Here is a 20,262-nt window from a genome sequence, read left to right on the forward strand (position 1 = left end):
TGCTATAATGAACGTAGTCTGGAGAAAGCATAAAATTAGGTGGTTGTATGATGAAACGATGGAAAACCTTATCTGTTGCGGCGATGACGGCGGCGGCAATGCTTCTGGCCGGCTGCGGCGGCGCTACGATGATGGAGGAATACAGCTTTGGATACGCCCAGCTGAAGGCCGGCGATTCGGAAGTATATCTCCTGAGTCCCTTTGATTTAGCCCATGTCAGACGGCAGGGCAGCGGCGCCATGATGTATGTCAACAACGACAAGCACCTGAATCTGATCGTGATGTCGGAGCCTGCCGGTGAAATGACGCCGCAGATGGCAGCCGAGCGCGACGTGGCCATGCTGGAACAGACGCCGGATATTTCGGATCTGCAAACGAAGATCACTCCGACGACAGCCGGCGGAAGACCGGCCGTGAAAGGGGAGTATACGTACCGCGAACCCCTGAACGGCCAAGTATCCGATCTCGTCGTACAGAGTCTCTTCTTTGAAGATAACGGTCAAATTTGGCACGTCATGTACATGTACCGTCAAGGCGACGGCATGGGACAGGAAGTGACCGAGTATATTTTTGGCCAAATAAAATAATTACAGAAAATGAAAGAGGGTAAATTGCATGATCGTATTGGTTGTAAACTGCGGAAGCTCGTCCTTGAAATACCAGTTGGTAAACATGGACAATGAAGAAGTCATGGCAAAAGGGGTTGTCGAAAAAATCGGCTTGTCCGATTCTTTGCTGACCCATAAATGGAATGGCCAGAAAAAAGAAATCCAGCAGTCTATTCCGGATCACCAAGTTGCTGTTAAGCTCGTATTGGATATTTTGACAGACGCAGAATGCGGCGTCATCAAATCGATGGATGAAATTGATGCCGTAGGCCACCGCGTCGTTCACGGCGGCGAAGAATTCGCCTGCTCGACGCTGATTACGGACGAAGTCATGAAAGCCCTGGAAAAATGCTCCGCTATGGCTCCGCTCCACAATCCGCCCAACATCATCGGCATCAACGCCTGCAAAGCTATTATGCCGAACGTTCCTCAGGTCGGCGTATTCGATACGGCCTTCCATCAGACGATGCCGGCGAAAGCTTTCATGTATGGCCTTCCGTATGAATTATACAAAGAAGACGGCATCCGCCGCTATGGCTTCCACGGCACGAGCCATCGCTATGTAGCCGGCCAGGTTGCGAAAGTAATGGGCGTACCTGTCGAAAAACTGCGCATCATCAACTGCCACTTGGGCAACGGCTCTTCCCTGGCAGCTATCAAATACGGCAAATGCGTCGACACGACGATGGGCTTTACTCCCCTGGCAGGCGTACTCATGGGCACGCGCTGCGGCGATATCGACCCGGCTATCGTCCTCAACGTCATGGATAAACACAACTTGTCCACGAAGGAAATGGACGCTCTCATGAACAAAAAATCCGGCGTTCTCGGTATTTCCGGCGTTTCCAGCGACTTCCGCGATCTCGGCGACGCAGCGTCCCAGGGCAACGAACGGGCTCAGCTGGCGCTCGACATGTTCCACTATCAGGTTCGTAAATTGATCGGCGCATTGGCTGTTGCCATGGAAGGGGTCGACGTCATTACCTTTACGGCCGGCGTAGGCGAAAACGGCATTGAAGACCGCGCCGCTATCTGCCAGGGCTTGGAATTCCTGGGCGCTAAATTGGATCCCGAACGGAACAATGTCCGCGGCAAAGACACGCTGATCAGCACGGACGATTCTACTGTCAAGATGTACGTCATCCCGACGAACGAAGAAATCATGATTGCCCGCGATACGAAAGACATCGTATCGAACCTCTAATAGGGCATATCTGGCGTCGGCCGGAAGGCGCGTCTGCTGCATGTAGTTTTTAACGCAACGTAAAACAGGGGCTGGGAGCAGGGTAGAGGGAGTTAGATTCCCCTATGCTGCTCCAGCCCCTATTTTTAATGAGGTGACACGATGAAGCTGTTATACTGGGACATAGACGGCACGCTGCTGAATACGGGCAGGGCCGGATTATACGCTATAGAAGAAGTCTTCCATACCATGCAGGGCGAAGACGCGGCGGTGCCGCCTATTTCTGCCGGCGGCCGGACGGACAATTACATCTGCCAGCAGCTGCTGTATAAAGCGACGGGCCGCATGCCGACAGATGAAGAAGTGAGCTGGTTTTGCCGGGAATATGAAAAGAAGCTGATGAAATGGCTTAAAGTCAAGCGGGAAGAAAGCGTGATCTTTGAGCCCGTCCGCGATATTTTGGCTTTTTTTGCCGACCGGCCGCCCTTTAAGCAGCTGCTTCTTACGGGAAACAGCGTCCACGGCGCGCGCATGAAGCTGGATTTTTTCGGCTTGTCGTCCTATTTTGATTTCGACCATTCCGGCTTTGCCTGCAATTTTTACTATCGCGACGATTTAGCGCGCCACGCCTATGGGCTGGCTAAGGACGCCTGGGGCGACGCGGTGGAAGAAATGTATGTCATCGGCGACACACCCTATGATATCCAGTGCGGCAAGGCCATCGGCGCGAAGACTATATCCGTCGCGACAGGCCATTATTCCTGTGAACAGCTGGCTCATCATGAACCGTGGAAGCTCTTGCAGACGCTTCCAGAGCCGGAAGAGTTTTTAGACCTTCTCGAATCGGAATAGGAGGACGCTGATGGCTAAAACGAAGATCCGATACGTATGCGCTAACTGCGGCAGCGTGTCCAGCCGCTGGCTGGGCCGGTGCCCCCAGTGCGGAGAATGGAATACGATGATGGAAGAACAGGCTGTGCCTGAACCGCCTAAAGGCGTCGGCGCGCGGCAGGGCAAGGGGGCGAAGCCGGCCTTGCTGCAGGATATCGCCATGGAACAGATGAGCCGCGTCCGGACGGGCATCGGCGAATTGGACCGCGTGCTGGGCGGCGGCATCGTGCCGGGAGCGCTGATCTTGCTGAGCGGCGACCCCGGTATCGGCAAATCGACCTTGGTGCTGCAGATTGCCGATGCCGTGTGCCGCCATGCCGGCGCGGTGCTGTACGGCTCCGGCGAAGAATCGGCCGGACAGATTAAGGTGCGGGCGGAACGATTGGGAATTACGGCTTCCAATCTCATCATACAGGCCGATACGTCTCTCGACGCCGTACTGCAGGAAGCAAAGCGACGCCGTCCGGTGCTGCTGATCATCGATTCTATCCAGACGATGTACAGCAGCGACGCCGACGGCATGCCGGGCAGCATGACTCAGATACGGGAAAGCACGCGGCGTCTCATGGAATTTGCCAAGACAGAGTCCATTTCGGTCATCGTCATAGGCCATGTCACGAAGGAAGGGGCGATTGCCGGACCGCGCATGATGGAACACATGGTAGACGTCGTCCTGTATTTTGAAGGCGAGCGGAATTATCAGTTCCGCGTGTTGCGGGGAATCAAAAATCGCTTTGGGTCGACGAACGAAACGGGATTGTTTACGATGGAAGAAACGGGGTTGTCCGAATTGACTAATCCGTCGCAAATGCTCCTGGCCGAGCGGTCGGCAAATCAAGCCGGCTCGGCTGTCGCCGCCGTCATGGACGGCATGCGGCCCCTTTTAGGGGAGATTCAAGCCCTGACAACGCATTCCGTTTTTGCCGTCCCGCGCCGCACGGCGTCGGGCATGGACTATAACCGGCTGATTATTCTGCTGGCCGTGCTGGAAAAGCGCGTCGGCCTGTCTTTGGGCACGCAGGACGTGTATATCAACAGCGTCGGCGGCCTGCGCGTCACGGAAACTGCCGCCGATTTAGCCGTCGTGCTGGCCGTTTTTTCCAGCCTGCGCGACATGCCGATGGACAGCCGAACCGTCGTCATGGGTGAAGTAGGCCTGACCGGCGACATACGGCGCGTGCCCCATGCCTTGCGGCGCATCAAGGAAGGCGCGAAGATGGGGTTCCAGACCTTTATCATTCCCAAGGGAAATCTGGATGAAATCAAGGAAGGAGCTTTCCCGCAATGCCGGATTATCGGGGCGGCGACGCTGCGCGACGCGATACAGGCGGCGTTTACAGCGACGTAGAAGCCTGCACAACCCATTCGCTGGGCCAAGAGAGGGGCTTCGTCGGGAAAAGTTTATCCTTTTGTAAAAAAATTGTGATGTCCCTGTTATTTTTGTGGTTTATTATTAAAAAGTGTGATATAGTTATGTAGTTATCGTAAATCATACACGGTGAAAAAGGAGGTGCGGCACAATGGATGTGGAACGTACGACTGGTACGAACGAAAAGGGAAAGGAACGGCGTACAAAGAAATTTAACGGCGGCAAGATTACCGATAATATCATGAGAGGCGTTATCATGCTGATCATGGCCGTGGTCTGCGTCATGATTTCTGATCAAATTATCGCGACGCCTTACTTCAGCGCGGAAATTGAAGTGAGATTTTTTCACGGCAGCGTTTTCGGCATTACGCTGCTTACCGTTATCGCTTATATCATAGGCGTCGTCCTGGGGGTAGCGATTGGCTATCTCATTTCTCCCTTTGTCCTTCATTTGATTTGGAAGATCATTCACCGTATCGAATCGGGAATGAGCGATTTCGAAAGCCAGGACCTGATAGTCGGAACGCTGGGTTTGCTTTTTGGACTTATTATTGCTAATTTAATTGGGCTGGCGTTTGCCCGACTGCCTATTATCGGCGCTTACGGTCCTATCGTGTTCAGCATCGTGTTCGGATATGCCGGCATGAGCATTGCTATCCGCAAGCGGGCTGATATTTTGGGGCTAGTTGGTTCTATCCGCCTGGGAAAACAGAATAAAGAACCGAACGTCAAGCGCCAGCACAATGAGTTTTCCGGAAAGCTTCTCGATACCAGCTCGATTATCGACGGCCGCATTGCGGAAATCTGCAGCACCGGATTTCTGGAAGGGCCGCTGCTGGTTCCGGTCTTCGTCCTGGAAGAGCTTCAGCTCATCGCCGATTCGTCGGATTTGCTCAAGCGGAATAAAGGACGCCGGGGCCTGGATATTTTGAAGCAGATGCAGGAAGACAACTATGTCGAAGTCAGGGTTATCAACGATGATTTCAGCGATGTCCAAGGCGTTGACTCCAAGCTCGTGCGGCTGGGCCGTCAGATCAACGCCAAGGTCGTGACGAACGATTACAATCTCAATAAGGTAGCTGCCCTGCAGGGCGTCGTCGTCCTGAATATCAACGATTTGGCCAACGCGCTGAAACCGGCCCGTATTCCCGGAGAGCAGATGGAAGTCTATATCGTAAAGGCCGGGAAGGAAGAAAATCAGGGCGTAGCATACCTGGACGACGGCACGATGATCGTCGTTGAAAACGGCCATAAATATATCGGCAAAAACGTTCCTGTCACAGTGACGTCGGTGCTGCAGACGTCGGCAGGCCGGATGATTTTTGTAAAAATTACGGATGAGTAGGTGAATTTTTTGAAAGTATCTGTTATCGTCGTAGCCGCCGGTTCAGGCCGGCGTTTTGGATATGAGCGGAATAAGCTCTTTTATCCATTATGCGGCAAACCGGTGCTGGCGCATACGCTGATGCACGTTTTTTCGGCTTCGTCCGTCGACGAGGTCGTTATCGTCAATGCCGAACGGGATCATGAGGATATCGTATCCATCGTCGAGTCTCTCCACCCATCCATGCCGGTGCGGTATGCCTTAGGCGGAGCGGAGAGGGAAGATTCCGTGTACAATGGGTTAATGGCGACGAGCCGCGACGCCGATGTCGTCATGGTTCACGACGGCTCGCGTCCTTTTGCCGGGCCGGAATGGTACGACAACGCCGTCGGGGTTATGGCCAAAGCCAAGGCTGCCGTTTACGCCATTCCCGTCAAGGATACGGTAAAGGAACGGGAAATTGCCGGCGGACAGGGGCTGCAGACGGTGCGGACCCTGGACCGGAGCCGGCTTATTGCTGTGCAGACGCCGCAGATATTTCACCGCGACGTATTGATACAGGCTCACGAGTACGCTAAAGAGCACCATATCAGCGGAACAGACGACGCGTCTTTAGTGGAAGCTTTGGGAGAAAAGCTCTTTATTTTGCAGGGCGACGAGCGGAATCACAAGGTTACGACGATGGATGACGTGCCTATTCTGGAATTTTATATGAACGGCCCGACGGAACACCGCGTCGGCAGCGGCTACGACGTCCATCCCCTGGCGGAAGGGCGGAAGCTCGTATTGGGCGGCGTAGAAATCCCTTTTGAACGGGGACTGGCCGGCCATTCCGACGCCGACGTGCTCGTTCATGCCGTGATGGACGCCTTGCTCGGAGCGGCAGGACTGAAGGATATTGGCACGTATTTTCCCGATTCAGACGCAAAGTTTAAGAATATATCCAGCCTGCTGCTGCTGGAAAAAGTGCGGCAAATCCTGATTGAAAACAGCTGCCGGGTTATCAACGTCGACGTGACGCTGATGGCGCAGCGGCCAAAGATCAAAGATTACGTGCCGCGCATGATTGAAAATATTGCCGGAGCTCTTCAGATAGACGAAGCTGCCGTGTCGGTCAAGGCGACGACGACGGAACGGCTCGGCTTTGTCGGCAAGGAAGAGGGCATGGCCGCCCAGGCTGCGGCGATGGTCCTGAAATATAGAAATAAATAGCATTTTATGGGAGGAATTGTTCATGACACAAGAAGTTCGCGTTCGTTTTGCGCCGAGCCCGACAGGCCCGTTCCATATCGGCGGTGCTCGTTCGGCGCTGTTCAACTATTTGATGGCTAAGCATACGAACGGCAAATTCGTAGTACGCATTGAAGATACAGACAGAAAGCGTTCGACCAGCGAGTCGGAAGAAAATATCAAGGAAGCCTTGAAATGGCTGGGCATTACGTGGGATGAAGGCATCGACGTCGGCGGCCCGGACGGACCGTACCGTCAGACGGACCGCCTGCCGATTTATCAGAAATATACGGAAAAACTGCTGGCCGAAGGAAAGGCCTACTATTGCTTCTGCACGCCTGAAGAATTGGAAGCGGAAAAGCAGGAACAGATGAACCGCGGCGAAACGCCTGTATACAGCGGAAAATGCCGCAATCTGCCGAAGGAAACGGTAGAGCAGTATTTAAAAGAAGGCCGTCCCTACGTCATCCGCGTCGTGACGCCGAAGGATGAAACGCTGGAATTCGACGACCTCGTCCGCGGCCACGTGGCCTTTGATTCCAATAAGGTCGGCGATTTCGTCATCGTCAAGTCCGACGGTATTCCCGTCTACAATTACTGCGTCGTCATCGATGACGCCCTCATGCGGATTACCCACGTCGTCCGGGCGGAAGAACATTTGTCTAATACGCCGCGCCAGCTCGTCCTGTACCATGCCCTGGGATTCCCCGTGCCGACCTTTGCCCACGTATCGTTGATTTTAGGTGCCGACAAGAAAAAGATGAGCAAACGCCACGGCGCTACGTCGGTGCAGCAGTACCGCGATATGGGCTATCTGCCTGACGCGCTGGTCAATTTCCTGGCCCTTCTCGGCTGGACGCCGGACAGCGATCAGGAAATCTTCAGCCGTGAAGAACTGAATCAGCAGTTCTCCTTAGACCGCGTAGCGAAGAATCCGGCCGTATTCGACATCGAAAAGCTGAATTGGATTAATTTCCATTATATGAAGCAGCTCACCGCCGATCAGCTGCTGGCCCTCTGCCTGCCCCATCTCCAGCAGGCCGGCTATGCCTCGCAGGAACCGGACGCCGCTGAGCTGTCCTGGCTGAAGGACGTCGTTTGGGCGATGCGCGAGCACGTCCAGTACGGCGCGCAGATCGTCGATGCCGTCCAGGTATTCTTTACGGAAGACTATGCTCCGGAAAATGAAGAAACGGCGGCCGTATTGAAGGAAGAAACGGCTCCGGCTGTGCTGACTATGTTCCGCGATGAGCTGGCGGCTCTGGACGAAGTAACGGCCGACACGGTACAGCCCTTGTTCAAGAAGATTCAAAAGGGCCTGAAGGTCAAGGGCAAATTCGTATACATGCCTATCCGCGTCGCCATTACCGGCGTGATGCACGGCCCGGACCTCAACGTCATCGTCGCCCTCATGGGCCGCGATAAAGTGTTGAGCCGGTTGGAGCAGAGCGGTTTGCTGAACCAATAAGGGCTTGACAGATTAGGGAATATTCGCTAATATAAGTAGCACATAGTAATAAATAATGTATATCTAAATGCAATGACCAAAATGATTTGCAGACGAGCGCTACAGAGAGAACGGGCCTGGGCTGAGAACCTGTTTAGATGGCAGAAGCTGCAAAGATGCCTTTGCGAGCAGATCAGGTGAAGCTAGTAATCTGGTCCGGATGCACCCGTTATGTGCTTTGAGATTATGGCGATGCCATAAAAACAGAGTGGAACCACGGGCCACCGTCTCTGTAAAGGGATGGCGGCCTTTTTGTATTATCAAGGAGGTTTACCATGAGAGAATTAAAAGTATATAATACGCTGACTCGTAAAAAAGAAACCTTTACGCCCGTCACGCCGGGACAGGTCAAGATGTACGTCTGCGGCATCACGCCGTACAATCATTCCCATATGGGCAACGCCCGTCCCTTCGTCACCTGGGACGTCATCAAGCGCTACCTGGAACACCTGGGCTATGAAGTAACGCATATTCAGAACTTTACCGACGTAGACGATAAGATCATCAATGCGGCTAACGGCGAAGGCGTAACGTGGGATACGATTTCCAACCGTTATATTGCGTCGTACTTCGACGTCATGGACAAGCTCCATGTCCGCCGGGCCGACAAATACCCCCGCGTATCGGAGCATATGGAAGAAATCATCCACATGATTGAAGTGCTCATTGAAAAGGGTTTCGCATACGTCATCGACAACGACGTATATTACAGCGTGGAAAAATTTGCCGGCTACGGCAAACTGAGCGGCCGCAGCCTCGACGATATGATGGCCGGCGCCCGCATCGAAGTAGACGACCGCAAGCACAATCCTATGGACTTCGCTTTGTGGAAAGGCGCTAAGCCGGGCGAACCGTCTTGGGAAAGCCCCTGGGGACCGGGCCGTCCGGGCTGGCATATCGAATGCTCGGCTATGAGCAATAAGTATCTCGGCGATACCTTTGATTTCCACGGCGGCGGCAGCGATTTGATTTTCCCGCACCATGAAAATGAAATCGCCCAGTCCGAAGCGTATACGGGCAAGAAGCCTATGGTCCGTTACTGGCTCCACAACGGCTTCATTACGATCAATTCGGAAAAAATGAGCAAATCCCTGAATAACTTCTTCCTGGTCAAGGATGTACTGGAACATTATAATCCGGACGCCCTGCGGTTCTTCCTCATTTCCAACCATTACCGCAGCCCCCTCGACTTCAGCGACGAACGGCTCGAAGAAATGACCCGCAGCCTGGAACGCCTCGGCACGTCGATTGACAACGTGCTGGAACTGCTCGACATGCCGGCCGGCGCGAAGTCGGAAGAAGCGGCGCAGCTCATGGCTGACGCCAAGGCCAACGAAGAAGCCTTTGAAGAAGCGATGTGCGACGATTTCAACACGGCTCTGGCCAGCGCGGCAATGTTCGATTTGGCGAAGAAGGTCAACATCTATAAAGACGCCGTCGTCAACAACGGCGTGCCCGTCGATTCGTCCGTCGTATCGGAAGTAAAGCGCATTTTCAAGACGATGACCGACATCCTCGGCATTTTGGAAGAACGGTGGAGCGGCCAGAAAGGCAGCGCCAGCAGCAAGGATTACAACGACCTGATGGACGCAATCCTGGAAATCCGCCAGGAATGCCGGGCGCAGAAGCAGTATGCTTTGGCCGACGCCATCCGCGATAAGCTGGCAGCCTTGGGTATTACGATTGAAGATTCTCCTCAGGGAGCGCGTTGGAAAAAGTGAAATTTAAACAGCTTCAAGCCTTAAAAGGACGAGCCTATGCGGCCTTTGCCAAAGGCGAGCGGCTGGAGGTACCTGAACAGGATGCCTCGCGGCTCGACCCGATTTCCCTGGCCTTTGTCGGCGATGCGTATTACGCCCTGTATCTGCGGCGGCGTTTGGTGCAGACCGGCATTCCCAACGTGCAGGTCCTGCACCTGCTGGCTTCGGAATTCGTTTCGGCTAAGGCCCAGGCTTATGTGTACCGTCATATCAAGGAGACGCTGGATGAGACGGAAGCTTCTGTCTGCCAGCGGGCCCGCAATGCCTATTCGCAGGCGCCGAAGAGCGCGTCCGTCGCCGAGTATCACGACAGTACGGCGCTGGAAGCCCTGGTGGGATACTTGATTATGGCGGAGAAAGCCGGCCGCCTCGGCGGGCTTATGGATGAAATATACAGGTTTACGAAAGAATATTGTGCAATAAAACATGGAGAAAAGGTGTAACCATGAGCGACGAAAGCATCATTGTCGGACGCAACAGCGTGACGGAAGCGCTGCGTGCCGGCCGGTCCATTACAAAACTATATATAGCTGCCGGAAATGACGCGCCGCCGCTGCTGCGTATCCAGGAGCTGGCCCGCGAGAAGGATATTCTCATAGAACGCGCGCCGGTTAAGATCTTGAATCATCTGGCGCCTGGGAGCCGCCATCAGGGCGTCGTCGCCTTCGCCGCTCCCGTGGCCTATGCCGATTTGACCGACGTGCTTGCCGACGTGGAAGCGTCGGGACGAACGCCGTTTCTGGTGCTGCTGGACGGTATTGAAGACGTGCACAACGTAGGCGCTATTATCCGTACGGCCGAATGCGCCGGCGTCGACGCCGTCCTCCTGCCGAAGCGGCGCAGCGCGCCGATTAACGAAACCGTCGGCAAGACGTCTGCCGGCGCCGTCGAGTATATGCCTATCGTGCAGATCGGCAACACGACGCAGACCTTGAAGAAATTGCAGAAGCGGGGCTTTTGGGTTATCGGCGCCGATATGGACGGCAGCGTCGATTATTTTCACAGCTCTCTGACCGAGCCTATCGTCCTGGTCATCGGCAGCGAAGGCCGGGGCATATCCCATTTGGTAAAGGAAACATGCGACGTTCTCGTGCAGATTCCCATGTTCGGCCAGGTTAATTCCCTCAATGCTTCCGTGGCGGCGGCCCTTTTGATGTATGAAGCCGTGCGCCAGCGGCAGGCGGTGGCAAAATGAAGGATTTGCTGATCGTCGACGGGTACAATATCATTTTTGCCTGGGACGAGCTGAAAAAGCTGGCAGCCCAATCGCTGGACCACGCGCGGGAGAAGCTGACGGATACCCTTGTGAGCTACGGCAAGGCTAAGGGATATAAGTTGGTCCTCGTCTTCGACGCGATGTACACGGACGAGGCGGAAAAAAGCATGAAAATCGGCAGGGACTGCGAAGTCATCTTTACGGATAAAGAGGAAACGGCGGACAGCCGCATCGAACGGCTGGTCTACGAGCACCGCAACGACAAGCGCATCATTTACGTCGCTACATCCGACGGTTCGGAACAGACGCAGGTGCTGGGCACCGGCGCGTACCGCATGCCGGCGAGAGAGCTTGCCGAGGACGTAGAGCGGACGCGGAAGGAAACGGCGGCCTACGAGCACCGCAACGTATTGAAGCATGGCGGTCAGCGCAACGAAGTCGTGTACCGCGTGCAGGACGAAGACGTGCTGAGAAAATTAGAAAAAATTCGCAGATCGAAATAGTAGAGGTATAATATGCAGGCAGAAATGCGAGAGGAATTTCCCCGGTCGGACAGATTTGAAGGGATGAGCGACGAAGAAATCGTTCAACTGGCGCAGCAGGAACAGGACGGCGAGGCGATGGATTACATCGTCAATAAGTACCGTAACTTTGTGAAATCCAAAGCACGGGCCTACTTTCTCGTCGGCGCCGACCGCGACGACATCATTCAGGAAGGCATGATAGGCCTGTATAAAGCGACGAGGGACTTTCGCGGCGACAAGCTGGCCTCGTTCCGGGCCTTTGCCGAGCTGTGCGTTACGCGGCAGATCATTACGGCTATCAAGACGGCGACGAGGCAGAAGCATATTCCCCTCAACTCGTACGTATCCTTGAATAAGCCGATTTATGAAGATGAATCGGACCGGACGCTGCAGGATATTCTGTCGGGAATCCGCGTCAGCGACCCGGAAGAGCTCGTCATCAGCCGGGAGGAATTTGCCGACATCGAGCTGAAGATGAACGAAATCCTGAGCGACCTGGAATGGCAGGTGCTGACGGCCTATCTGGAAGGGAAGTCCTACAACGAGATGTCCAAAGAACTGCATCGCCACGTAAAATCCATCGACAACGCCCTGCAGCGCGTCAAGCGCAAGCTGGAACGTTATTTGGAAAACCGGGATGGAGAAAATAAATCAGAACCTATTGATAGAAAAGGCAAATGAGTGTACAATAGTATCGTTAAGCATGTGTTGTAAGGAGGATTAGCGTGATTACTGTATTGGAAATCTTAGTTGTCATCTTGTCTCTGATTCTTATCGGCGTTGTCGTAGCCCAAAAAAGCAAGACTCAAGGCATGGGCGCCGGCTTCGGCGGAGGCGCGGAAGACCTGTTTGGCAGCAGAGCCCGCGGTATGGACGCATTGCTGTCTAAAGTAACTATCGTCGTATCTATTGCCTTTGCAATCGTGACATTGATTTTAGGCAGATTGCTGAATACATTTTAATGAACGTTATGGCCTGCGGCGTCGTCGCAGGCTTTTTTCATATGCAGACGAACGACAGAGAAAGGGAATGTATAAAGAGTATGAATTTGAAGTTGTCCCATGATATAATGGATATATGTAATGTGGAACCGGACGGCGTTACCGTGGAGGACTGCGCCGAGCGGCTGCATCTGGCCGGCGGGGAGCTGTCCGAACTGTTTGAAACCTTTGAAGAGATGATAAGGAGGGGGAGTCTCGTGAGAATATCCGAAGAACGCTACGGCGCATCTAAGCGGGCTCAGGAAATCGTAGGCATATACAAGGGATATACGCCTACCTTTGGATTTGTCCTCTGCGAAAATATGCAGGACGATATTTACATTGCCGAGCAGTACCGGCATACGGCCATGAATAACGACAAGGTAGCCGTGCGCATTATTCAGAGCGGCAGCGGCCGCCATAAAACGGAAGGGGAAATTATCCGCATTGTCGAGCGAGCGAATAAGACCCTGGTCGGGACGTTCGAGCGGGAAAAGCAATGTGGCTTCGTCCGTCCTGACGACGAACGGATCCGGGAGGATATCTATATTCCCCTGGATAAAACGGCCGGCGCCCGCAGCAGCGCCCGCGTCCTCGTGACCATTACGAAATGGCCTGAAGAAGGCCGCAAGGCCGAAGGCGAAGTGACGGAAATATTAGGGTATGACGGCGACAAGGACTTGGATATTAAAGTCATCATGGCTCGTCACGGATTGCCCTTTGCCTTTCCCGACGACGTATTGAAGGAAGCCGACTCTATCGACAGGACTGTCGTATTGGAAGACGGCCGCCGCGATTACCGCCATCGCCAGCTCATTACGATTGACGGCGAAGACGCCAAGGATTTGGACGACGCCATCGATGTGGAACGCCTGTCCAACGGCAATTACCGCTTAGGCGTATACATTGCCGACGTAAGCTATTACGTGCGGCCCCGCACGCTGCTCGACGCCGAAGCGTACGAACGCGGCACGAGCGTATACCTCGTCGACAGGGTCATTCCGATGCTGCCGACGGTTCTTTCCAACGATATGTGCAGCCTCAATGCCGGCCAGGACCGCTATTCCATGACCTGCGTAATGGAAATCGACAAGGAAGGCAAGGTCGTCAAGGCCGACATCGGACCGGCCGTCATCCGCGTAAAGCGGCGCTGTAACTATAAAGAAGTCAAAAAAGCTTTAGTTGACGATATTATCCCCGACGACTTGCAGCCCTTTATGCCCATGCTGCGGGACCTGCAGGACGTAGCGCAGATTTTGAAGCAGATGCGGCTGCGCCGCGGCGCCATCGATTTCGATTTTCCCGAATACAAGATTATCCTCGACGAAGAAGGCAAGCCCTTGCGGCTGGAAAAGAGAGAGCGGACGATTGCCGAGCAAATCGTAGAAGAATGCATGCTCATCGCCAACGAGACTGTCGCCGCCTATTTGAGAGACAGCGAAAATCCGGCCGTATACCGGGTGCATGAAACGCCCGAGCCGGAACGGCTGGAGATGATGCGCACCGTGCTGGCCAGCTTTGATTTGCCTGTGCCGTCAGGCGACGACGTGAAGCCCGCCGATTTTCAAAAGCTGCTGAAGCAGTCCAAGGGAACGAGCGCCGAACTCGTCGTGCAGACCATTGCCCTGCGCTCCATGCAGCAGGCCCGGTATTCGACGAATAACGCCGGCCACTTCGGCTTGGCTTCGGAGTGCTACACCCATTTTACGTCGCCTATCCGCCGCTATCCCGACTTGATGGTGCACCGGCTGATCCGGCAGAATAAAAAACGAGGCAAGCTGACTCAGGAAGAAGCGCAGCAGTCCCTGGCGTACCATACGATCGCCGCCGATCAGGCCAGCTCCCGCGAGCGCATCGCCGTCGAGGCTGAACGGGAAACGGACGATTTAAAGAAGGCTCAGTACATGGTCCCCTTTATCGGCCAGCCCTATGAGGCCCATATTACGGGGATTACGTCCTTCGGCCTGTTCGTCGGCCTGGAAAACGGCATTGAAGGGCTGGTTCACATTTCCCTGCTGACCGACGATAATTACGAGTTCGACGAAACGACGTATACGATGCGGGGACAGCATGGCGGGCGCGTATACCATCTGGGCGACATGATGGAAGTGACGCTGGCGAAGGTCAACGTCGAGAAATGCGAAATCGATTTTGTTCCCGGCAAGGTAGAATCGCTGGAGGATTTGCGGCAGCTCATGGCAGCCGGCGCCGAACGGCGGCATAAAAAGAACGGCAGCCGGAGCGGCAAGCAGGAAGTGACGAAGCGAAATTGGTTCGCCGGCGCTGCGGACTCCCAGAAGGGAAAGAAAAAGAAGAAGGACAAAAAAATCAAGAAAAAGGGTAAGAAGGATAAAAAACGCAAGGGCAAGAAGTCCAGGAAAAAATAGGAGGAACTGCCAGTGGCACAATCACCGAGTGGCGTAAAATATATTACGGACAACCGCAAAGCGCGCCACGATTATTTTATTCATGAAACCTACGAAGCGGGAATCGCCTTGACGGGAACGGAAGTGAAGTCCCTGCGGCAGGGGAAGGTCAACCTGAAGGACAGCTTCTGCCGCATTGAAAACGGCGAGGTGTTTCTGGTCGGCATGCACATCAGCCCCTACGACCAGGGAAACCGCTTCAACCACGACCCGCTGCGGACGCGGAAGCTCCTGCTCCATAAGTATGAAATACTCAAGCTGTTGGGGCGTATTAAAGAAAAAGGATATGCCTTGATTCCCCTGAACTTATATTTCAAAAAAGGCAAGGTCAAAGCGACGATTGCCTTGACGACAGGGAAGAAGCTGTACGACAAACGGCAGGCCCTGGCTGAAAAGGAAGCGAAGCGGGATATTGAACGGCGCATGAAGGAACGCCGCTGATAGGGAATCGATGAAACCTCTGAATGGCAATGGATGTCGTTCAGAGGTTTTTTGCTGTTTCTTCCTGCGTTTGCAATTTCAACCACATATTTCTAAAATATGCAAATAAATGCTGTAAAATACAATTATTTACAAAAAATTTGCAATATATTTTCTGGAACTACATATGGATACCGTAGGATATAGGTATAGCAAGGCATTATATGGAAAGTATCATATTGTCGTACACAGGAGGAAATGGACATGAATATGAAACGGTGGATGAAAGGTCTTAGCGTGTCTTTAATGTTGGTAGCCGCGGCGGCAGGCTTCGGCGGCTGTGGCAGTTCCGGAGGCGGCAGCGGGCAGCAGCCCTTTACGATCGCCTACGCGCCGAACGAATCGACGGAGCAGAGCGCCGACGCCCGCAGCGCCTTATCGGCAGATTTAGGCAAAGCATTGGGACGGGAAGTAAAGGAAATCAGCGCGTCCGACTACAACGGCATCATTGAAGCCTTGCGGACGAAAAAGGCCGACATGGCTTATTTGGGAGCAGAGGGCATCTCTCTGGCAAACCAGCGCTTAGACGGTAATGTAGACGTCATCGTCATGAAGGCCCCTGACGGAGACAAGGCGAAGGCCCTGTATCATTCCGTCTTCATTACGAGGGCAGACCGTTCGGATATCAATTCCCTTCAGGACGTAAAGGGCAAGAAGATGGCCTTTGTCGACCCGGGCTCCACGTCGGGCAATCTCATTCCGACGAGCATGCTCATGAAGGCCTTTGCCAATGAAAATCTCGACAGCGAAACGCTGCACATGAACGAAAAGTTTTTCTCGTCGGCTATGTTCTCCGGTAAGCATCAAGCCAGCATTCAGGCCGTTGCTAAAGGTGACGTAGATGTGGCTGCTGTGTCAGATCAGATTTTGCAGGCTGAAATTAACAGCGGCAATGTTCAGGCTGGAGACATCAAGGTCATTGCCACTTCAGATCCGATTCCTTCAGAAGGCATGATCATTCGTGCTGATATGGATCAAAATCTGCGCAAGACACTGACGGATTTTCTCCTGCAGTATAACAACGAAGATTATTTCACAAAGGTTATTAAAGTAAAAGGCGCTCGCTTTGTAGAAGCTTCTAAAGCCGATTACCAGCCCATTATCGAGCTGAATCAGCTCCTCAGCAAGTAAGGAGGCCGGCTCGCATGAATTGGACAGAAGAGCAGCCAGTCGTCGTATTTGAACATGTAGGCAAGCGGTATGGAAACGGAACGCAGGGATTGAATGATGTCAGCTTTTCCGTATATCCGGGAGAATTTATTGCCGTCATCGGCCCATCCGGCGCCGGAAAGTCGACGCTGCTTCGCTCCGTCAACAAGCTCCACGACGTGACGGAAGGGCGCATACTTATCGGCGGCGAGGATATTTCTAAAGCTAAGGGCAGCCATTTGCGGACGTTGCGGCGGAAAATAGGCATGATTTTCCAGAACTACAACCTGGTATACCGCTTATCGGTGCTGCAGAACGTGCTCCACGGCCGTCTGGGCTACATGGGCTCTTTGCAGGGGATGATAGGACGGTACCGGGAAGAAGATAAGGAAAAGGCCGTAGAATTACTGAAAGAAATCGACATGGGCGATTTCCTCAATACGCGGGCCGCCGACCTGTCGGGCGGCCAGAAGCAGCGCGTCGGCATTGCCCGGGCGTTTATGCAGGAGCCGCAGATTCTTCTCTGCGACGAGCCCATTGCTTCCCTGGATCCGTCGAGCGCTAAAATCATCATGGATATGATTTATTCCATGGCCTCGCGCCGCCGCATCGCCTGTCTGGTCAACCTGCATCAGATCGACGTGGCTAAGGCCTATGCGACCCGCGTCATCGGTCTGCGGAAGGGAAGAATTGTCTTTGACGGCCCGCCGGGCGATATGGGTGACGACGTGATTCAGGCTATTTACGGCGTATCGGCCGACGAACTTGCGATAAAGGAACGAAACCTATGAAACAGAACGAATCTCATGTAATCTATACGATGACCGGGCTCATGGCGGCGGCCTTTATCGCCGCCACAGCCTATACCGGCTTTAACCCGGCAGAAATCATACCGCAGCTGGGCGAAGGATGGAAGTTCTTTACGGAAGACTTTCTGCCGCCGCAGGTATCGTTCAGCGAAGCCGTCATGGAATGTATTGCCGTGACGATTTCCCTGGCCATATCGTCAGCCTTTGTCGCGGCAGTGCTGGCCGTCGTGGCCGCCGTATTCGGCAGTGAAAAGACGTCGCCGTCCCGGTACGTTGCCGGCGTCATCCGCGGCGCAGCTACCTTCCTGCGCAACATTCCGACCCTTGTCTGGGCCTTTATCCTCTTTTCCTCCCTGGGCGTCGGCACGAGCGTAGGGTTTATCGCCCTGGTCATTACCAGCTTCGCCTTTATGACCCGCACGTTTATCGAGGTTATTGACGAAATTCCTCAGGACACGTTAGAATGTATGGAAGCCGTAGGTGCTGATTTCTGGCAGCGCATGTTCCAGTGCGTGATTCCCTGCTGCATAGCCGGCTTTATTTCATGGTTTCTCTATTGTCTGGAAGTCAATATCCGCGCCTCGACCATCGTCGGCATGGTGGGAGGTGGCGGCAGCGGCATGGTCCTGCTGTCGTATCTGAAAGCCTTTAAATATCCGCAGGCCGCCGGCATCATCTTGATGATTGCGGCTATTGTCATCTTGGTAGATATCATGACGGGATGCTTGCGAAAGAGAGTGATGAATCCATGAATATAGAAGAAGTTACGGCTGTAGATTCGGCCGTGAGGCCCGAGAAGAATGGGAAGAAAAAGATAGATGTCGGCGTCCGCGGGGGAGATCATTTCATCGCCTTGTTCCTGGCCGGTACGGCGGCAGCCGCCGCGGCGTCTCTGTACATGCTGCACATTGACTGGCTGCAGCTGGCGGAACGTTCCTCCGGCATCGTTGAAATTTTTTGGAAAATGGCTCATATGACGACGGACAGCGTCGACTTTACCCTTCTTTCCTTCGCCGATACCTTTTCCATTATGGTGCTGGCTACGGTGTACAGCATATTCCTCGGCCTCGTCTTCGGACTGCTGGCTGCGGAAAACGTCGTCGGCAGCAGAATCGCCGCCGGGGCGGTCAAGGCCTTCTTTACCTTTTTGCGGGCTGTGCCGACGCCCGTATGGGTTCTACTGATGCTGGTCTGCTTTGGATTCGGCCCCGTAGCAGGCGTTACGGGCTTATCGATTCACACGGTGGCCTTTTTTACGCGGGCCTTTTCCCAGGCCTTTGAAGACGTGCCGCAGGATACGATAGACGGCTTGGCGGCCTTAGGCGCGACGCGCTGGCAGATCATTTGCTGCGGCTTGCTGCCCAGTGCCGTTACGCAGCTCGTCGCCTGGATTGCCCTGCGGTTTGAAATCAATTTTGCCGAATGCGCGATTCTGGGGATGGTGGGAGCCGGCGGCATCGGCTTCGCTATTTCTACGAGCATACAAAACTATCAGTATGGACAAGCGGGACTCGCCGTTTTTCTGGTATTCGCCTTCGCTTTTTGCTTAGAACGTGGCTTTTTGCTCGTCAAGCGGTCCATGCAGTAAAAGGAGTGGTAACGTTGGAATTTTATAATCCTGTGCGCATCCTTGCCGGACATGACGGCTTGGAAAAGCTGGCTCTTTACTTGGAGGAAACGAGCCGGGAGAAGAAGATTCTCCTGCTGACCCGCGGCATGGATTTCTCTCAAAGTCCTGCCGGACAGGCTTTGCGGAAGGCCTTAGCGGGGCGCGACGTCCGGGAAGAGGAGCTGACGCTTTCCAATCCCGACGTGGCCGATATGGCTGCAATGCTGGAGCGGGTGGGCGGCGAACCGTACGGCCTCATCCTCGCCGTCGGCGGCGGCAGCGTCATGGATACGGCGAAGACCCTGGCCCTGGCGATTCCTGCCGGCATTCGTGGGACCGAAGGGCTGCGGGCCTTTATCGCCGCAGAGGCGTATGAAGCGGTGCAGCCTATTCCCTGGATCGGCGTGCCGACGACGTCCGGCACGGGTTCGGAAGTGACGCCGTGGGCGACCGTATGGGATCGGGAACGGGAATGTAAGATGTCCTGCAGCTATAGTCATAACTTTGCGGCCCTGGCCGTCGTCGACCCCGTATGCACGGCGACATGTCCCGCAGCGCTGACGATATCGTCGGCGTTGGACGCCCTGTGCCACAGTACGGAGTCCTTCTGGGCCCGCCGGTCGAATGAAGTATCCCAGACCTTTGCCTTATTATCCATCGGCCTCATTCGCCGCCATTTAGAGGACTTGGCGGCTCATCCGGACGACGCGGAGCTGCGCCTGCTCATCGGCAAGGCCAGCTTATATGCCGGACTGGCTTTCAGCAATACGAAGACGACAGTCTGCCATTCCGTATCGTACCCCATGACGGAAAGATTCGGCGTGCCTCATGGCACGGCGGCGGCTTTGACGCTGGGCGATTTCATGGATTTCAATAAGGCGGCGATTCCTCGCTATGCTGAGCTGCTGAAAGCGTATCAATGCGCTTCGGCGGCAGAGGTCAAAGACTGGGTATTCCATATGCTGTCTCTCGGCGGCTTTGCTCTTCGCCTGCGGGACTACGGCATCGGCAGCGGCGATATTCCCTACATCGTCGGTCACGCTTTCACCAAGGGCCGGGCGGACAACAATCCCGTCGCCGTACAGCCCGAAGATGTGCAGGCTGTACTGGAACGTATTTTTTAATCGCGACGATGAAAAAAGCTTGAAACAAAGGGACTTTTTAGAGTCCCATGTTTCAAGCTTTTTCGTTTGCAGC

At 54.2% G+C, this 20,262-nt stretch carries 20 protein-coding genes; all 20 read left to right on the forward strand.

Going from position 1 to position 20,262, the window contains the following annotated elements; translation table 11 throughout:
- Positions 1–47 precede the first annotated feature (47 nt).
- The 20 genes from B5F80_RS00970 to B5F80_RS01065 all read left to right on the forward strand — a co-directional run bounded on the left by B5F80_RS00970 (position 48) and on the right by B5F80_RS01065 (position 20,189).
- Positions 48–587 (forward strand): hypothetical protein, encoded by a 540-nt coding sequence (locus B5F80_RS00970; RefSeq protein ID WP_232818840.1) that lies wholly within the window; start codon positions 48–50, stop codon positions 585–587.
- A 28-nt stretch (positions 588–615) separates the two neighbouring features.
- Positions 616–1,812: an acetate kinase gene (locus tag B5F80_RS00975; RefSeq protein WP_087476938.1), complete on the forward strand. Its 1,197-nt coding sequence runs from the start codon at positions 616–618 to the stop codon at positions 1,810–1,812.
- 141 nt (positions 1,813–1,953) lie between these two features.
- Positions 1,954–2,643: an HAD family hydrolase gene (locus B5F80_RS00980; RefSeq protein WP_087476939.1), complete on the forward strand. Its 690-nt coding sequence runs from the start codon at positions 1,954–1,956 to the stop codon at positions 2,641–2,643.
- A gap of 10 nt (positions 2,644–2,653) precedes the next feature.
- Entirely contained in the window at positions 2,654–4,030 is a 1,377-nt protein-coding gene (radA, locus tag B5F80_RS00985) for a DNA repair protein RadA (protein WP_087476940.1), read from the forward strand.
- A gap of 172 nt (positions 4,031–4,202) precedes the next feature.
- Positions 4,203–5,396: a TRAM domain-containing protein gene (locus B5F80_RS00990; RefSeq protein ID WP_087476941.1), complete on the forward strand. Its 1,194-nt coding sequence runs from the start codon at positions 4,203–4,205 to the stop codon at positions 5,394–5,396.
- The gene (gene ispD, locus B5F80_RS00995; protein WP_232818841.1) at positions 5,397–6,587 is read left to right on the forward strand and encodes a 2-C-methyl-D-erythritol 4-phosphate cytidylyltransferase; all 1,191 of its coding nucleotides are present in this window, start codon (positions 5,397–5,399) and stop codon (positions 6,585–6,587) included. It begins immediately after the preceding gene.
- 22 nt (positions 6,588–6,609) lie between these two features.
- Positions 6,610–8,073 carry a glutamate--tRNA ligase gene (gene gltX, locus B5F80_RS01000; protein WP_087476942.1) on the forward strand — a complete coding sequence of 488 codons (1,464 nt, stop codon included), beginning with the start codon at positions 6,610–6,612 and terminating at the stop codon, positions 8,071–8,073.
- A 314-nt stretch (positions 8,074–8,387) separates the two neighbouring features.
- Complete coding sequence (cysS, locus tag B5F80_RS01005) at positions 8,388–9,833, forward strand: cysteine--tRNA ligase (protein WP_087476943.1); 1,446 nt, start codon at positions 8,388–8,390, stop codon at positions 9,831–9,833.
- Positions 9,830–10,315 carry a ribonuclease III domain-containing protein gene (locus B5F80_RS01010; RefSeq protein ID WP_087476992.1) on the forward strand — a complete coding sequence of 162 codons (486 nt, stop codon included), beginning with the start codon at positions 9,830–9,832 and terminating at the stop codon, positions 10,313–10,315. The genes cysS and B5F80_RS01010 overlap by 4 nt, the downstream gene beginning before the upstream one ends.
- A 2-nt stretch (positions 10,316–10,317) precedes the next feature.
- Positions 10,318–11,067, forward strand: coding sequence for a 23S rRNA (guanosine(2251)-2'-O)-methyltransferase RlmB (gene rlmB, locus B5F80_RS01015; protein WP_087476944.1), 750 nt, complete (start codon positions 10,318–10,320; stop codon positions 11,065–11,067).
- Positions 11,064–11,591 carry an NYN domain-containing protein gene (locus tag B5F80_RS01020; protein WP_087476945.1) on the forward strand — a complete coding sequence of 176 codons (528 nt, stop codon included), beginning with the start codon at positions 11,064–11,066 and terminating at the stop codon, positions 11,589–11,591. The genes rlmB and B5F80_RS01020 overlap by 4 nt, the downstream gene beginning before the upstream one ends.
- Positions 11,592–11,603: 12 nt before the next feature.
- Positions 11,604–12,293 (forward strand): RNA polymerase sporulation sigma factor SigH, encoded by a 690-nt coding sequence (gene sigH / locus B5F80_RS01025; RefSeq protein WP_087476946.1) that lies wholly within the window; start codon positions 11,604–11,606, stop codon positions 12,291–12,293.
- A 44-nt stretch (positions 12,294–12,337) separates the two neighbouring features.
- On the forward strand, positions 12,338–12,574 hold the full coding sequence (secG, locus tag B5F80_RS01030; RefSeq protein ID WP_087476947.1) for a preprotein translocase subunit SecG: 237 nt from the start codon (positions 12,338–12,340) through the stop codon (positions 12,572–12,574).
- Between the two features lie 80 nt (positions 12,575–12,654).
- Positions 12,655–14,979 carry a ribonuclease R gene (gene rnr, locus B5F80_RS01035; protein ID WP_087476993.1) on the forward strand — a complete coding sequence of 775 codons (2,325 nt, stop codon included), beginning with the start codon at positions 12,655–12,657 and terminating at the stop codon, positions 14,977–14,979.
- A 12-nt stretch (positions 14,980–14,991) separates the two neighbouring features.
- Positions 14,992–15,459 (forward strand): SsrA-binding protein SmpB, encoded by a 468-nt coding sequence (gene smpB, locus B5F80_RS01040; RefSeq protein ID WP_087476948.1) that lies wholly within the window; start codon positions 14,992–14,994, stop codon positions 15,457–15,459.
- A gap of 243 nt (positions 15,460–15,702) precedes the next feature.
- Positions 15,703–16,629 (forward strand): phosphate/phosphite/phosphonate ABC transporter substrate-binding protein, encoded by a 927-nt coding sequence (locus B5F80_RS01045; RefSeq protein WP_087476949.1) that lies wholly within the window; start codon positions 15,703–15,705, stop codon positions 16,627–16,629.
- Positions 16,630–16,643: 14 nt separating this feature from the next.
- Positions 16,644–17,438 carry a phosphonate ABC transporter ATP-binding protein gene (gene phnC, locus B5F80_RS01050; protein ID WP_087476950.1) on the forward strand — a complete coding sequence of 265 codons (795 nt, stop codon included), beginning with the start codon at positions 16,644–16,646 and terminating at the stop codon, positions 17,436–17,438.
- Positions 17,435–18,208, forward strand: coding sequence for an ABC transporter permease subunit (locus tag B5F80_RS01055; protein ID WP_204246309.1), 774 nt, complete (start codon positions 17,435–17,437; stop codon positions 18,206–18,208). Before phnC ends, B5F80_RS01055 begins: the two co-directional genes overlap by 4 nt.
- Complete coding sequence (locus B5F80_RS01060) at positions 18,205–19,044, forward strand: ABC transporter permease subunit (protein ID WP_158099940.1); 840 nt, start codon at positions 18,205–18,207, stop codon at positions 19,042–19,044. Before B5F80_RS01055 ends, B5F80_RS01060 begins: the two co-directional genes overlap by 4 nt.
- A 14-nt stretch (positions 19,045–19,058) precedes the next feature.
- Complete coding sequence (locus tag B5F80_RS01065; protein WP_158099941.1) at positions 19,059–20,189, forward strand: phosphonoacetaldehyde reductase; 1,131 nt, start codon at positions 19,059–19,061, stop codon at positions 20,187–20,189.
- The last annotated feature ends 73 nt before the right edge of the window (positions 20,190–20,262 follow it).

Source organism: Megasphaera sp. An286 (assembly GCF_002163455.1).
Classification (GTDB): Bacteria; Bacillota; Negativicutes; order Veillonellales; family Megasphaeraceae; genus Megasphaera; species Megasphaera stantonii.

Excerpts from the sequence above, each read along its gene's own strand:
- B5F80_RS00975 (WP_087476938.1), top strand. The coding sequence starts at position 616 with ATGATCGTATTGGTTGTAAACTGCGGAAGCTCGTCCTTGAAATACCAG.
- phnC (WP_087476950.1), top strand. The coding sequence starts at position 16,644 with ATGAATTGGACAGAAGAGCAGCCAGTCGTCGTATTTGAACATGTAGGC.
- B5F80_RS00970 (WP_232818840.1), top strand. The coding sequence starts at position 48 with ATGATGAAACGATGGAAAACCTTATCTGTTGCGGCGATGACGGCGGCG.
- gltX (WP_087476942.1), top strand. The coding sequence starts at position 6,610 with ATGACACAAGAAGTTCGCGTTCGTTTTGCGCCGAGCCCGACAGGCCCG.
- radA (WP_087476940.1), top strand. The coding sequence starts at position 2,654 with ATGGCTAAAACGAAGATCCGATACGTATGCGCTAACTGCGGCAGCGTG.
- rlmB (WP_087476944.1), top strand. The coding sequence starts at position 10,318 with ATGAGCGACGAAAGCATCATTGTCGGACGCAACAGCGTGACGGAAGCG.
- B5F80_RS01055 (WP_204246309.1), top strand. The coding sequence starts at position 17,435 with ATGAAACAGAACGAATCTCATGTAATCTATACGATGACCGGGCTCATG.
- B5F80_RS01020 (WP_087476945.1), top strand. The coding sequence starts at position 11,064 with ATGAAGGATTTGCTGATCGTCGACGGGTACAATATCATTTTTGCCTGG.
- B5F80_RS00980 (WP_087476939.1), top strand. The coding sequence starts at position 1,954 with ATGAAGCTGTTATACTGGGACATAGACGGCACGCTGCTGAATACGGGC.
- sigH (WP_087476946.1), top strand. The coding sequence starts at position 11,604 with ATGCAGGCAGAAATGCGAGAGGAATTTCCCCGGTCGGACAGATTTGAA.
- cysS (WP_087476943.1), top strand. The coding sequence starts at position 8,388 with ATGAGAGAATTAAAAGTATATAATACGCTGACTCGTAAAAAAGAAACC.
- B5F80_RS01045 (WP_087476949.1), top strand. The coding sequence starts at position 15,703 with ATGAATATGAAACGGTGGATGAAAGGTCTTAGCGTGTCTTTAATGTTG.
- B5F80_RS00990 (WP_087476941.1), top strand. The coding sequence starts at position 4,203 with ATGGATGTGGAACGTACGACTGGTACGAACGAAAAGGGAAAGGAACGG.
- B5F80_RS01060 (WP_158099940.1), top strand. The coding sequence starts at position 18,205 with ATGAATATAGAAGAAGTTACGGCTGTAGATTCGGCCGTGAGGCCCGAG.
- rnr (WP_087476993.1), top strand. The coding sequence starts at position 12,655 with ATGAATTTGAAGTTGTCCCATGATATAATGGATATATGTAATGTGGAA.